15 protein-coding genes are annotated in these 13,320 nt (G+C 74.3%); all 15 read right to left on the bottom strand.

Features of this window, described 5'->3' with window-relative positions; translation table 11 throughout:
• Positions 1 to 85: 85 nt before the first annotated feature.
• The 15 genes from ASG76_RS03625 to ASG76_RS03695 all read right to left on the bottom strand — a co-directional run bounded on the left by ASG76_RS03625 (position 86) and on the right by ASG76_RS03695 (position 13,319).
• Positions 86 to 1,411: an RsmB/NOP family class I SAM-dependent RNA methyltransferase gene (locus ASG76_RS03625; protein WP_235529396.1), complete on the bottom strand. Its 1,326-nt coding sequence runs from the start codon at positions 1,409 to 1,411 to the stop codon at positions 86 to 88.
• A complete protein-coding gene (locus tag ASG76_RS03630) occupies positions 1,404 to 1,817 on the bottom strand; it encodes an MmcQ/YjbR family DNA-binding protein (protein ID WP_056600231.1) in 414 nt (137 codons plus the stop codon). Before ASG76_RS03630 ends, ASG76_RS03625 begins: the two co-directional genes overlap by 8 nt.
• Positions 1,814 to 2,755 (bottom strand): methionyl-tRNA formyltransferase, encoded by a 942-nt coding sequence (gene fmt / locus ASG76_RS03635; protein WP_056600234.1) that lies wholly within the window; start codon positions 2,753 to 2,755, stop codon positions 1,814 to 1,816. The genes ASG76_RS03630 and fmt overlap by 4 nt, the downstream gene beginning before the upstream one ends.
• Before the next feature lie 13 nt (positions 2,756 to 2,768).
• Entirely contained in the window at positions 2,769 to 3,314 is a 546-nt protein-coding gene (def, locus tag ASG76_RS03640; RefSeq protein WP_056600237.1) for a peptide deformylase, read from the bottom strand.
• A gap of 102 nt (positions 3,315 to 3,416) precedes the next feature.
• Positions 3,417 to 5,426 (bottom strand): primosomal protein N', encoded by a 2,010-nt coding sequence (locus ASG76_RS03645; protein WP_162254071.1) that lies wholly within the window; start codon positions 5,424 to 5,426, stop codon positions 3,417 to 3,419.
• Positions 5,427 to 5,469: 43 nt separating this feature from the next.
• Positions 5,470 to 6,672 (bottom strand): methionine adenosyltransferase, encoded by a 1,203-nt coding sequence (metK, locus tag ASG76_RS03650; protein ID WP_056600240.1) that lies wholly within the window; start codon positions 6,670 to 6,672, stop codon positions 5,470 to 5,472.
• 70 nt (positions 6,673 to 6,742) lie between these two features.
• Entirely contained in the window at positions 6,743 to 7,960 is a 1,218-nt protein-coding gene (gene coaBC, locus ASG76_RS03655; protein ID WP_056600242.1) for a bifunctional phosphopantothenoylcysteine decarboxylase/phosphopantothenate--cysteine ligase CoaBC, read from the bottom strand.
• 13 nt (positions 7,961 to 7,973) lie between these two features.
• Complete coding sequence (gene rpoZ, locus ASG76_RS03660; protein WP_056600245.1) at positions 7,974 to 8,285, bottom strand: DNA-directed RNA polymerase subunit omega; 312 nt, start codon at positions 8,283 to 8,285, stop codon at positions 7,974 to 7,976.
• 19 nt (positions 8,286 to 8,304) lie between these two features.
• Positions 8,305 to 8,871: a guanylate kinase gene (gmk, locus tag ASG76_RS03665; protein ID WP_056600994.1), complete on the bottom strand. Its 567-nt coding sequence runs from the start codon at positions 8,869 to 8,871 to the stop codon at positions 8,305 to 8,307.
• Between the two features lie 62 nt (positions 8,872 to 8,933).
• Positions 8,934 to 9,257, bottom strand: coding sequence for an integration host factor, actinobacterial type (mihF, locus tag ASG76_RS03670; protein ID WP_056600248.1), 324 nt, complete (start codon positions 9,255 to 9,257; stop codon positions 8,934 to 8,936).
• A 105-nt stretch (positions 9,258 to 9,362) separates the two neighbouring features.
• On the bottom strand, positions 9,363 to 9,803 hold the full coding sequence (locus tag ASG76_RS03675; RefSeq protein WP_056600251.1) for a hypothetical protein: 441 nt from the start codon (positions 9,801 to 9,803) through the stop codon (positions 9,363 to 9,365).
• Complete coding sequence (gene pyrF / locus ASG76_RS03680) at positions 9,800 to 10,624, bottom strand: orotidine-5'-phosphate decarboxylase (RefSeq protein WP_056600254.1); 825 nt, start codon at positions 10,622 to 10,624, stop codon at positions 9,800 to 9,802. Before pyrF ends, ASG76_RS03675 begins: the two co-directional genes overlap by 4 nt.
• Entirely contained in the window at positions 10,621 to 11,463 is an 843-nt protein-coding gene (locus tag ASG76_RS03685) for a tRNA-dihydrouridine synthase (protein ID WP_162254072.1), read from the bottom strand. Before ASG76_RS03685 ends, pyrF begins: the two co-directional genes overlap by 4 nt.
• On the bottom strand, positions 11,460 to 12,269 hold the full coding sequence (locus tag ASG76_RS03690; protein WP_056600260.1) for a hypothetical protein: 810 nt from the start codon (positions 12,267 to 12,269) through the stop codon (positions 11,460 to 11,462). Before ASG76_RS03690 ends, ASG76_RS03685 begins: the two co-directional genes overlap by 4 nt.
• Positions 12,270 to 12,278: 9 nt before the next feature.
• Positions 12,279 to 13,319 carry a quinone-dependent dihydroorotate dehydrogenase gene (locus tag ASG76_RS03695; protein WP_056600263.1) on the bottom strand — a complete coding sequence of 347 codons (1,041 nt, stop codon included), beginning with the start codon at positions 13,317 to 13,319 and terminating at the stop codon, positions 12,279 to 12,281.
• Between the last annotated feature and the right edge of the window lies 1 nt (position 13,320).

The raw sequence follows: 13,320 nt of genomic DNA on the forward strand, positions 1-13,320 counted from the left end.
ATGGTCGGCTGAACCACCGATGGGAACGGGTGACGGGCAGGTGAATCCCCCAAGTCGGGTGTCCCCCACCTGTCAGGGTGGGCTGTCAGCGCCGTTTGCGCAGGGTCACCGCGAACATCGCGTCGGTGCCGTCGCGGTGCGGCCAGAGCTGGAAGCGGTCGACCTCGTCGGTGTCGTCACGACGACCCAGGACGGCGGCCACGACGTCCGAGGTCTCGGCGACGAGCGGTGAGCAGGTGGCGTAGACGACCACGCCGCCGGGTCGCACCGACTCGAGCGCGACGTCGAGAAGCACCTGCTGCAGGCCGGTGAGGACCTCCAGGTCGCCTGGCACCCGTCGCCAGCGCGACTCGGGTCGCCGCCGAAGGGCGCCCAGCCCGGTGCAGGGTGCGTCGACGAGCACACGGTCGAAGGTGCCCGGCAGCCAGGCCGGACGCGCGCCATCGCCCGCGAGCACGTGCACCGCCTCGGCGGGCAGGGCGCGCATGGCGGAGGCCACCAGGGTCGCGCGGTGGGGCTGGCGCTCGTGGGCGACCAGGTGGGCGCCGCGCCGTGCGGCGAGCGCGGCGAGCAGTGCTGCCTTCCCGCCGGGTCCGGCGCAGAGGTCGAGCCACAGCTCGTCGCGACCGTCGAGTGCTGCGTCGGCGAGCGCGAGCGCCACGAGCTGCGAGCCCTCGTCCTGCACGCCGGCCCGGCCCTCGGCCACGGCCGGGATCCCTGAGGGGTCACCCCCGCCGAGCACGACGCCGTGCGGCGACAGCGGCGTGCGCGTGCCACCCGCGGCCTCGAGCTCCTCGACCTCGCACAGACCCGGGCGCGCGACCAGGGTCACCCGCGGCGCCGCGTTGTCGGCCGCGAGCAGCGCATCGAGCTCGTCGTCGCCACCGAGGGCGTCGCCGAGGGCGTCGGCGAGGGCGTCGACCACCCACCGCGGGTGGGAGTGCTCGACGGCGAGGTGCCCGTGGAGGTCGCGCGCCCGGTCGGGGGCCACCTCTGCCACCCATCCGGCGAGGTCGCGCCTGCTGATGGCACGCAGCACCGCGTTGACGAGCCCGGCCGGGCCACGCCCGACAGTGGCATGCACGAGGTCCACGCTGGTCGAGATGGCTGCGTGGTCGGGCACCCGCATCGACAGCAGCTGGTGCGCCCCGAGCCGCAGGACGTCACGCACCTCGGGCTGGAGGCGCGGCTTGGTCAGGCACGCGTCGATGATGGGGTCGTAGAGCCCCTGCATCCGGATCGCACCCGAGGCCAGCTCGGTCGCCAGCGCGGCGTCGCGCCCCTCGAGGCGGTGCTTGCGCAGCACCTGCGGCAGCACCAGGTTGGCGTAGGCGCGGTCGACACGCACCGCCGTGAGCACGTCGAGAGCGGCTCGCCGCGGCCGGTCGACGGGTCGCCGACGCTCAGCCACCGAGGTGCTCCTGCACCAGCTTCTTGGGCGCCTTGGCGGCCCACGCATCGGTGATCACCTCGGCCATCTCGTCGCGGCTGATCTCCCCGAGCCGCGAGAGCTGCACGAGCACGGCGCTGTAGCCGCGGAAGTGGTCGATGGTGAAGAACGGGTTGGACGCGTCCTCGACGAGCGCGTGCTTCTCGACCTCGGTCGGGGTGTGGATGACGACCAGGTCGTCGTACATCTCCCCCGTGACGGGATCGACGGCCGTCCTGCCGGGTGCGCGGTAGAGGACGAACCCCTTGCCCTTGTCACCGCGCGGGACCTTCCAGGTGGGCCGGTCCCCCCACGAGGTGCCGAGCTCGGTCTCGGGCAGGGCGGCGCAGATCTCGTCGACGTCCTCGGGCCGCACCGGCCGGCTCACGCCGTCTGCTCCGGCTCGCCGAACCGCACGCCCGACTCGAGTCGTACGCCGCGGGCCCAGTCGGCGGCCCCCATGAGCTTCTTGCCGAAGGCCTTCACCTCGCCGAGCTCGACGGGAGTGGTGCCGGTGCCGACGAAGACGGCGTTCTTGGTGACCTCCAGGACCCCGGGCGCGAGGGCCGGACGGTCGGTGGGCGTGACGGCGCCGATCTTGATCCGCTCGCCCTCGAAGGTGCTCCACGCGCCGGGCGCCGGGGTGCACGCGCGCACCTGCCGGTCGACGGCGACCGCCGGGTGGGTCCAGTCGACACGAGCGTCGTCGACAGTGATCTTGGGCGCGAACGACACGCCCTCGGCCTGCTGCTCGCGCGCCTCGAGGGAGCCGTCCTCGATGCCGTCGAGGGTCTGCACGAGCAGGCCCGCGCCGCCCTCGGCGAGCCGACCGAGCAGGTCGCCGGCGGTGTCGGTGGGCCGGATCCGCTCCGTCATCACGCCGAAGACGGGACCGGCATCGAGTGCCTTGACGATGCGGAACGTGGTGGCGCCGGTCACCTCGTCGCCCGCCCAGAGCGAGTGCTGCACCGGGGCCGCGCCGCGCCACGACGGCAGCACGGAGAAGTGCAGGTTGATCCAGCCGTGCGGCACCAGGTCGAGCGCCGACTGGGGCAGCAGCGCGCCGTAGGCGACCACCGGGCAGGCGTCGGGCCGGAGCTCGGCCAGCGCGGCCTGGAAGTCGGGGTCGCGCGGGTGCTCGGGCTTGAGCACCGGGACGCCGAGCTCCTCGGCGCGCTGCGTGACCGGGCTGGCGACCAGCCTGCGACCCCGGCCGCTCGGCGCATCGGGTCGGGTGACGACGCCGACGAGCTCGTGACGGCTGGCCGCGACGGCCTCCAGGGCGGGCACGGCGACCTCGGGGGTACCGGCGAAGACGACGCGCATCAGCTCTGCTCTCTCATCGGGCGAATCCATGTGTGGCGTGCGGGCTGACCCGGACCGTCGGCTTCTCGAGGCCGAACCAGTCGGACTCGCGGATCTCCTTCATCGCCGCCTTGCGCGAGGCGGTGTCGAGCTTGTCGATGAACAGGATGCCGTCGAGGTGGTCGGTCTCGTGCTGCATGGCGCGGGCCAGGAGCTCGGAGGCCTCGATGCGCTGGGGCTCGCCGTGCACGTCGAAGCCGGTCGCGACCACCGAGAGCGCACGCAGGCAGTCATAGGTGAGCTCCGGGAGCGACAGGCACCCCTCGGCGCCGTCCTGGGTCTCGTCGGACAGCTCCAGCGTCGGGTTGACCAGGTGGCCGACCTCGCCGTGCACGTTCCAGGTGAACACGCGCAGGCCCACGCCGATCTGCGGTGCCGCGAGCCCGGCGCCGGGCGCCGCGAGCATCGTGTCGGTGAGGTCGGTGACGAGCTGGCGCAGCTCCCGGTCGAAGCTGTCGACCTCGAGCGCGCGCTGGCGCAGCACGGGATCGCCGAAGAGGCGGATGGGCTGGACGGCCACGGAACTCCTTCTGGGACCTGGGTGGGACCTGGCTGCGTGCTCGGACGAGGCAGCCAAGTCTAGGGACGGGGACGGGCGAGGTCCCATCGGCGACGGGCACGCCTAGGGCGTGAGGGGGTCGACCTGGATCCGTACGGCGTCGAGCTTGCGCGCCGAACGCAGGCGTTGCAGGTCGCCCAGTGCCTGGGAGAGCGCACCGCCGTGGACGCGCGGCACGCGCAGCAGCACGCGGTGCTCGTCGTCGTGGGGCGTCGGGCCGAGCACCTCGGCGCCCTCGGGGAGGTCGATCAGGTGCAGCACGTCGTCGAGCGCGCCCAGCTCCCCGGTGACGGTCGCCAGCCGGGCCGCCGGCGGCAGGTGCGCCTGGGAGCGCTCCTCCCCCTCGCGCCGCGCGAACCCGACCGGGTCCCACCTCACCAGCGCCTGGAGGGCGGGGTGTCCGGGGTCGCCCACCGCGACCACGTGGCCGCCGGGTCGCACCAGGGCCGCGGCGTTGAGCCAGCGCCGCAGCGCCTCCTCGCCCGCCCGCATGTCCTCGCGGGCCAGGGTCAGCCAGGTGTCGAGCACCAGCACGGCGGCGTAGCCGTCCTGCGCGACAGGCTCCGCGCCGACCGTGGCGACGACGATGTCGGCGGACGCGCCGACCCGGTCGAGCACCCGGTCGCCGCTCGAGCTGCGGACGGTGGTGCCGGCGAACATGCGTCCGAGCTCCTCCGCGGTGCGGGCCTCGCCGCGCACGGGCGCGCGCAGCCCGCGGCCGCCGCACGTGGGGCACGACCACGCAGTCTCGACGTGGCCGCACCAGCGGCAGGTGGGAGCGACGGTGGGTCCGGGCTGGGCGAGCGGTCCGGTGCACGCCGTGCAGCGCGCCGGGGCCCGGCAGGTGTCGCACGCCAGCGACGCGGCGTAGCCCGCCCGGGGCGTCTGCACCAGGACCGGGCCGGAGGTGAGTCCCTGGCGGATCGCGTCGTAGGCGGCGCGTGGGATGCGGGTGCCGATCGAGCGGTCCTCCGCGGGCACGACGGCGATGCGCGCCCGTCGGCGCAGCACCTCGCGCGGCGCCGCGAGCTCGTGGGCCCAGCCGTTGTCGACGAGCTGCTGCACCTCGGGGGTGCGGGCCACGCCTGCCAGCAGGACGGCCGTCGACTGCTGCTCGGCGCGGGCCAGGAGCACCTCGCGGGTGTGGGGGTAAGGGGCGCGTGGCTCGGCGAACAGATCGTCGCCGTCGTCCCAGATCGCCACCAGGCCGAGGTCGTGGACGGGGGCGAAGGCGGCCGAGCGGGTGCCGATGGCGATCCGTCGGGCGCCGCGCGAGACCGCGAGGAAGTCGCGGTATCGGGCAGCCGGGCCGTCCTCGGCGGTGAGGCACACGTGGTGCCCCTCGCCCAGCAGCTCGTGCAGCGCGGCGTCGAGGCGTACGACGTCGCGGTTGTCGGGGACGCACACCAGCGCGCCGCGCCCCGCAGCCGCGGTCGTCGCGACCAGCTCGGCCAGCATCGCCGGCCAGTCGTCGCCGGGCGCCGCCGACCAGGCCGCCCTCGGCGACTCCCCCGCCGCGACACGGCGCAGGAACGCCTCGGCGTGCTCGACGCCCGCCCACCGCGTCGGTGCGACGTCGTCCGGCAGCGGCGGCGCCGGCTCGGAGGCTGTCTTCTCCGCGGTCGCGTGGCGCGGCGGCACCGCCAGCCGCAGCACGTCGGAGCGGGCGCCGGCGTAGCGCTGGGCCAGCACGCGGCTCAGCTCGGCGACCTCCGGCGCGAGCACGGGCTCGGGGCTGACGACGCGGCGCAGCGGCTGCAGCGTGCCGGTGTGGTCGGTCTCGCTGCTCCGCTCGACGACGAAGCCGTCCACGTCCTGGCCCGCGAAGCGGACCTTGACCCGTGCGCCCGGCACAGCGGTCGCCGCCATCGCCTGCGGGACGGCGTAGTCGAACGGTCGGTCGAGGTGGGCGAGCGCGATGTCGACCAGCACCCGGGCGACCGAGTCGTGCTCCGCCGGCTGCCAGGAGGCCGCCTTGCGCCTGCGGGTGGCAGCAGCCTTGGCCCGTGCGTCGTCCACGGCAGCACGAAGCCCCGGAAGCATGTCGGCTTCCGGGGCCTCGTGGGTGCTCATGCGGGGGATTGTGTCAGCGGGCGCTGACAGCGCCGGGGGTGCCTCAGACGCCGGCGGCGGCCTTCAGCTTGTCGGCGCGGTCGGTCTTCTCCCAGGTGAAGTCGGGCAGCTCGCGCCCGAAGTGCCCGTAGGCCGAGGTCTGGGCATAGATCGGGCGCAGCAGGTCGAGGTCGCGGATGATCGCGGCCGGACGCAGGTCGAAGACCTCGAGCACGGCCTCCTGGATCTTCTCGTCCGGGACGACGCCGGTGCCGAAGGTCTCGATGAACACGCCCACGGGCGCGGCCTTGCCGATGGCGTACGCCACCTGCGCCTCGCAGCGGCGGGCGAGGCCGGCGGCCACGACGTTCTTGGCGACCCAGCGCATCGCGTAGGCGGCCGAGCGGTCGACCTTCGAGGGGTCCTTGCCCGAGAAGGCGCCGCCACCGTGGCGGGCCATCCCGCCGTAGGTGTCGACGATGATCTTGCGACCGGTGAGGCCGGCGTCGCCCATCGGGCCGCCGATCACGAAGGTGCCGGTCGGGTTGACGAGCATCCGGTAGCCGTCGGAGGGCAGGTCGAAGCCGGCGAGCACGGGGTCGATCACGTGCTGCTTGATGTCGGCCTCGAGCTGCTCGTGCGTGACGTCGGGGTCGTGCTGGGTCGAGAGCACGACGGTGTCGATGCGCACCGGGCGGTCGTCCTCGTCGTACTCGATGGTGACCTGGGTCTTGCCGTCGGGACGCAGGTAGTCGAGCGTGCCGTCCTTGCGAACCTCGGTCAGCCGCTGCGCGAGGCGCTGGGCGATCGTGATCGGGAGCGGCATCAGCTCGGGGGTGTCGTCGCACGCGTAGCCGAACATCAGGCCCTGGTCGCCGGCGCCGCGCTTGTCGAGCTCGTCCTCGCTCGAGCCGACGCGCGACTCGTGGCCGGCGTCGACGCCGGCGGCGATGTCGCTGGACTGCGCGCCGATCGCGACCTGCACGCCACACGTGCGCCCGTCGAAGCCCTTGTCGGAGGAGTCGTAGCCGATGTCGAGGATCGCGCGGCGAACGATGTCGGCGACCGGCGCGTAGGCGGTGGTGCGCACCTCGCCCGCGACGACCACGAGGCCGGTGGTCAGGAGGGTCTCCACCGCGACGCGCAGGTTGGTGCGGTCGGGGTCCTCGGACATCAGGTGGTCGAGGACCGAGTCGCTGATCCGGTCGGCGATCTTGTCCGGGTGACCCTCGGTCACGGACTCGGAGGTGAAGAGGCGTCCAGCCACAGTGCTCTCAATTCTCGTGTGGAACGGTTGGGTCAAACGTACCTGTGGAACAGCATCCAAGACGCTCGTCTCACCCGGCGAATCGCCGGAGGACCTCGTCCCAGATGACGTGAGCGAGGACGGTCTTGCTGCCGCGGGGCACCTCAACGGCCGCGCCGTCGGCGGCCAGGATGACCGCCTCGTTGTCGTCGCTGCCGAAGACCGCGCCGCCGCTCACGTCGTTGACGACGAGCAGGTCGCAGCCCTTGCGGGCGAGCTTGGCGCGGCCGAGGTCGAGCACCGAGCCGGTGTGGTCACCGGTCTCGGCGGCGAAGCCCACCACCACGGCACCGGGACGGGCGCGGTCGTGGGAGATCTCGGCGAGGATGTCGGGGTTCTGCTCCAGCTCGATCGGCGGCGCGGAGCCGTCGTCGGCCTTCTTGATCTTGGCGTCGCTGACGGCCGTCGGACGGAAGTCGGCGGGCGCGGCGGCCATGACCACCGCGTCGGCGTTGGCCGTCGCCGACACGACCGCCTCGCGCAGCTGCGCGGTGGTCTCCACCCGTACGACGCCGACGCCGGCCGGGTCGGGCAGCGAGACGTTGGCGCTCACCAGCGTGACGTGCGCGCCCCGCGAGGCGGCCGCCCGGGCGAGGGCGTAGCCCTGGAGGCCCGAGGAGCGGTTGCCGAGGAAGCGCACCGGGTCGAGGTATTCACGGGTGCCCCCTGCGGACACGACGACCTTGAGGCCGGCGAGGTCCGCGTGCGTCTGCGCGCCGCGCTCGAGCACGCCGCGGACGAGCTCGAAGATCTCCGCCGGCTCGGGCAGGCGGCCCTTGCCCGTGTCGGCGCCGGTGAGGCGCCCCTCGGCGGGCTCGATCACGACCGCGCCCCGCTGGCGCAGCGTGGCGACGTTGGCCTGGGTGGCGGGGTGCTCCCACATCTCGGTGTGCATCGCGGGTGCGAACACCACCGGGCAGCGTGCGGTGAGCAGGGTGTTGGTGAGCAGGTCGTCGGCCAGGCCGTGGGCAGCGCGCGCCAGGAGGTCGGCCGTGGCCGGGGCCACGACCACCACGTCGGCCTGCTGGCCGATCTGCACGTGCGGCACGGCGTGGACGCCGGTCCACACGTCGGTGGCGACCGGCTTGCCCGACAGCGCCGCCCACGTGGGGGCGCCGACAAACTCGAGTGCCGCAGCCGTGGGCACGACGGTGACGTCGTGCCCCGACTCGGTGAACCGGCGCAGCAGCTCGCAGGCCTTGTAGGCCGCGATCCCGCCGGAGACGCCCAGCACGACCCTGGTGGTCATCGTGCGGCTCGCGTCACTCCGTCGCGTCGCCGGCGGCGGCCTCGGCAGCAGCGGCCTCGGCGGCGGGGTCGATGTCCTCGCAGGTCAGGAGGTCGTCGTTGATCTCGCGGAGCGCGATCGAGAGCGGCTTCTCCTGCACGTGGGTGTCGACGAGCGGGCCGACGTACTCCAGCAGGCCCTCGCCGAGCTGGGAGTAGTAGGCGTTGATCTGGCGAGCGCGCTGGGCGCTGTAGAGGACCAGCTTGTACTTGCTGTCGGTCTTGCTGAGCAGGTCGTCGATCGAGGGGTTGGTGACGCCCTCGGCGGCGATGGTGGGAGAAGCCACGGTGTGGTTGCCTCGCTAGTCAGTTGGGCGGGTCGAGATCGGACGAAGGTCCAACCATCAAGGCTACCAACTCGTCGGCTGCAGCGTGAACTTCGTGGTTGACGATGGTCACGTCGAACTCGGGCTCGGCGGCCAGCTCCTCGCGCGCGGTCTCGAGGCGGCGCTCGCGCTCGGCCTCGGTCTCGGTGCCGCGGCCGACGAGGCGACGTACGAGCTCGTCCCACGACGGCGGCTTGAGGAAGACGAACAGCGCCTCGGGCATCGTCTCGCGCACCTGGCGCGCGCCCTGGAGGTCGATCTCGAGCATCGCCGGGTGGCCGGAGGCGAGGGCGAGGTCGACGGGGCCGCGGGGGGTGCCGTAGCGCGCGGCCTTGTGCACGACCGCCCACTCGAGCAGGTCGCCCTTGTCGATCATGGCGTCGAACTCGTCGTCGGAGACGAACCAGTAGTGGACGCCGTTCTCCTCCCCCGGGCGCGGCGCACGCGTCGTGGCGGAGACCGAGATCCACACCTCCGGGTGCGTCTCGCGCACGGCGGCCGCGACCGTGCCCTTCCCGACGGCGGTGGGGCCGGCCAGGACGATCAGCCGCGAGCGGTGGGGGGCGGTGCTGGGTGCTGCGTCGGGGGCTGCTTCGGGGCTGCGTGCGCTCACGGGGCGTCGGGGCCGAACTCGCGCTCGAGCGCGGCGACCTGCTTGACGCCCAGGCCTCGCACGCGGCGGCTCTCGGCGATGCCGAGGCGCTCCATCACCTGGCGCGCGCGCACCCGGCCCAGGCCCGGCACCGACTGGAGCAGCTCGACGACGCGCATCTTGCCGATGACCTCGTTGGTCTGGCCCTCCTTGAGCACGTCGAGGATGGAGCCACCGGAGTTCTTCAGGCGGTTCTTCACCTCCGCACGCTCGCGTCGGGAGGCCGCAGCCTTGTCCAGGGCTGCCTGGCGCTGCTCGGGCGTCAGAGGGGGCAAGGCCACGAAAGCTGTCCTTCAGGGTCGCGAGGAAGATGGTTCGGCGGAGGTGCGGATCAATCTAGTCACGTCGCGACGCGGGGGGCAATCGAGCGGCCCCGTGCTGCCGCCTCAGCGCGACAGCGGTGTCCCGCACACGTCGAGCGCGTGCTGCTCGACGGCCGCCATGGCCGTGACGGTGCGCTCGGAGCCCACCTCGCGCGCCGCCGCCTCGATGTCGCGGCGGGCGTCGGCGTCGAGGCCCGCGGGCGGCTTCTCGGCGGAGTACGTCGATGCGTCGACGTCGTGCTCGTCGAGCACGTCCTGCAGGTGGTGCAGCGGGCCGACGACCGCCGCCCAGTCGTCGGCGATGTCGGACGGCGCCTGCTCGGCCAGGTCGTCGTAGGCGTCGAGCGCGTCGAAGAGGGCGCCCGGGTCGTCGGAGGCGGCGACGTCGCTCAGGGCGACCTGGTGCGACTCGACGGCCTCGCAGTAGTCCGCCTGCGGGTCCCCCGAGCAGCCGGCCGTGAGGGTCACGAGGAGCACGCTGACGACCAGCGTGGGCAGCCTCACGCGCCCAGGCCCCGCACCGCGTCGTTGCCGCGGAGCGCGGCCTCGCGCAGCGCGGCGACGTCGGGCCCGGCGCGCAGCACCTCGCGCGAGGAGCTCGGGAGCGCCCACCGTGCGGCGGAGCCGAAGATCCGCTCCAGGTCGGCGGTGGTGCCGCCCTGGGCGCCGTAGCCGGGCACCAGGAGGGGGCCGCCGATGTCGAGGTCCTCGTCGGTCTCGCCGATGGTGGCCCCCACCACCGCCCCGAAGGACCCGACCGGCTCGGCTCCCGCGTTGAGCCGGCGCAGGTGCTCCAGGACCGTGCCGGCGACGGTGGCCTCGCCGTTGCGGGCGTGCTGGACCTCGGGGCCCTCCTTGTTGGAGGTCAGCGCCAGCACGAACAGGCCGCCGCCGTGGCGCCGGCATGCCTCGATCATCGGGTCCAGGGAGCCGAAGCCGAGGTAGGGGCTGGCGGTGACGGCGTCGGAGCCGAGCGGCGAGGACGGGTCGAGGTAGGCGTCGGCGTAGGCCTGGCTGGTGGAGCCGATGTCGCCACGCTTGACGTCGAGCAGCACGAGCGCGCCCGCGGCCCGCGACTCCGCGATCACGCGCTCGAGCACCGCGACCCCGCGGCTGCCGAAGCGCTCGTAGAAGGCGCTCTGCGGCTTCACCACGCCGACCACCGGGGCGACGGCCTCCACGACCGTGAGCGCGAAGCGCTCGAGCGACGCCACGTCGTCCGACAGCCCCCACTCCTGCATCAGGGCGGCGTGGGGGTCGATGCCGACGCAGAAGCGGCCGCGCTCCTCGATCGCGCGGGCCAGCCGGGTGCCGAAGGGGGTCATGCGTCCTCCTGGAGGTCGTGGGACGGGTCGAGGGCGACCCGCAGGCGGGCCACCGTCGTCGGGTCGTGGAGCAGCGCGGTGCCGACCTGGACCGCGACGGCACCGGCGGCCAGGTAGGTGCGGGCGGAGGCGACGTCGTGCACGCCGCCGCAGGCGATCACGGGCACCGCCGGCACCGAGCGGCGTACGACGCCCACGCAGCGCAGCGTGATCGGGGCCAGCGCCGGGCCGCTGAGCCCGCCGGCGCGGCCGTCGGGGAAGGCGGCCGGCACGGAGTTGCCGATCACGACCGCGGTGGCGCCGGCGTCGTGGCAGGCCCGCGCGGACTCGACGACCCGGGAGACGTCGGGGCGCAGCTTGGCCAGGACCGGCCGGTCCGCGGGGAACTCGCGCCGCACGGCCGCGATGACGCTGGCGGCGTGGAACGGCTCGCGCACCTCGAACAGCCCGCCGCCCACCTCGTCGGGGGCGCCGACGTTGACCTCGAGGCCGGCGACGCCGGGCGCGCGGCTCAGCCGGCGCGCGAGGTCTGCGTACTCCCCCATCGTCGCCCCGGCGATCGAGACGAACACGCGTGCGCCGGCCCGGACCAGCCACGGCAGCTCGGTGGCGAGGAAGTGCTCGAGCCCCGGGTTGGGCAGCCCGACGGCGTTGACCAGCCCGCCCGGCGCCTCGACGACGCGCGGGCCGGGGCCGCCGGCGCGGGCATCGAGGGTGATCGAGCGGGTGGCGAGGTCGAGGCCGGCGAGCCCGTCGGGCCCGCAGAAGGGCTCCAGCTCACGACCCGTGCCGCCGCAGCCGGCGGCGACCATCACCGGCCCCGGGAGCGCGGCGCTCACACCGCGTCCCATCGCACGCGGTCGCCGCGGACGACCGGACCCTCGGCACAGGCGCGGACGACGCGGTCCACGCCGTCCTCGCCCACGACCGGCAGCGGGCAACCGTGGCACAGCCCGGTGCCGCACGGCACGGCCGTCTCGACCGCCACCTGGCTCCACGCACCGGCGCGCTCGGCGGCGCCGGCCGCGGCGCGCAGCGTGTCGGTGGGCCCGGCGGCGTAGACGACGTCCGCGTCGCTGCGGCGCACCAGGTCGTCGACGTGGTCGGCGACCGACCCGCGCTGCCCGACGGAGCCGTCGGCGGTCAGGACCGTGACGGAGCGGGCGGAGCGACGTGCCTCGAGGGCGGACAGCAGGCGTGACTCGTCGGGGGCGGAGACGACCAGCGACACCGCGCAGCCGCGCTCGCGCAGGCGCTCGGCGAGCGGGAAGAGCGGCGCGGCCGCGTATCCCTCGCCGACCAGGAGGCACGACACGGCCTCCTTCGGCAGCGCGAACGGGCGACCGAGCGGGCCGGTGATCGCCACGCGGGCGCCCACCGGCTGCGCGGCGAGCCACTGCGTGCCGCTGCCGCGGGCCTCGAGCACCACGTCGAGCGTCGGACCGAACGCGCTCGACGCCCGCACCCGGTGGATCCACAGCGCGCGCCGGGCGACGTGGCCCGCGACGCTCACGGCCACGAAGTTGCCCGCGCGGAAGCGCTCGGGCACCCCCGGCGCGGTCAGCGTGAGGTGGCGGTAGGCGCCGACGCGCTTGGTGGCGACCACCTCGCCCTCGACGTGGACCGGACCGGTGGGCTCAGGCATGGCGCTCGCTCACCGGCGACCGTCGGCCGACTCGAGCCCGCGCACGATGCGCCGCGGCCAGAGAGGTCCCTCGTAGACGAACGCGGTGTAGCCCTGCAGCAGGTCGGCGCCCGCCTCGAGGCGCCGGCGCGCGTCGTCGACGGTCGTGATGCCGCCGACGCCGACCAGCGTGAGATCGGACCCGACGCGCGAGCGCAGCAGGCGTACGACGTCCTCCGAGCGCTGCGTGAGCGGGCGACCGCTCAGCCCGCCCGCACCGATGCGCCCGACGTCCGCGGCGTCGCTGGCGAGGCCCTCGCGGCTGGTCGTGGTGTTGGTGGCGATGATGCCGTCGAGTCCGCTGGCCAGGGCGAGGTCGGCGACCGCGAGCACGTCGTCGTCGCTGAGGTCGGGCGCGATCTTGACCAGCAGCGGCACCCGCCGCTCCGGGCTCACCTCGTCGGCACGGCGGCGTACGGCGGCGAGCAGCGGCTCGAGCTTCTCGACCGCCTGCAGGTCGCGCAGGCCCGGGGTGTTGGGCGAGGAGACGTTGACGACGAGGTAGTCGGCGTAGGGGGCCAGGAGCCCGGCCGACTTCTCGTAGTCGCGGGCTGCGTCCTCCTCCGGCACGACCTTGGTCTTGCCGATGTTGACGCCGAGGAGCGTCGACCCGCCCCCGGCGCGCCACCCGGCGAGCCGGCGGGCGACGACCTCGGCGCCGTCGTTGTTGAAGCCCATGCGGTTCACGATCGCGTGGTCGGCCTTCAGCCGGAACAACCGCGGCTGTGGGTTGCCGGGCTGCGCCTCGCCGGTGACGGTGCCGACCTCGACGTGGCCGAAGCCGAGCGCGGCCAGGCCGTCGATGCCCACCGCGTTCTTGTCGAAGCCGGCCGCCAGGCCGAGGGGGTGCGGGAACGTCAGACCCATCGCGTGCACCGGCCTCGACGGCACCCGCACGGCCCGGCTGGTCACCGGCTCCGCCCCGCGGATCGCGCGGAACGCGGCGTGGTGGATGCGCTCGGCGTCGATCCGGGTCAGGGCGTGCTCGAAGAGGACGTCGTAGGGCTTCACC

Origin of the sequence: Nocardioides sp. Soil774 (assembly GCF_001428125.1) — a bacterium.
Lineage (GTDB): Bacteria > Actinomycetota > Actinomycetes > Propionibacteriales > Nocardioidaceae > Nocardioides.

Bases quoted from the DNA above. Each gene is read 5' to 3' on its own strand.
- ASG76_RS03690 (WP_056600260.1), bottom strand. From the start codon at position 12,269: ATGCCTGAGCCCACCGGTCCGGTCCACGTCGAGGGCGAGGTGGTCGCC.
- ASG76_RS03645 (WP_162254071.1), bottom strand. From the start codon at position 5,426: ATGAGCACCCACGAGGCCCCGGAAGCCGACATGCTTCCGGGGCTTCGT.
- coaBC (WP_056600242.1), bottom strand. From the start codon at position 7,960: ATGACCACCAGGGTCGTGCTGGGCGTCTCCGGCGGGATCGCGGCCTAC.
- pyrF (WP_056600254.1), bottom strand. From the start codon at position 10,624: ATGACCCCCTTCGGCACCCGGCTGGCCCGCGCGATCGAGGAGCGCGGC.
- fmt (WP_056600234.1), bottom strand. From the start codon at position 2,755: ATGCGCGTCGTCTTCGCCGGTACCCCCGAGGTCGCCGTGCCCGCCCTG.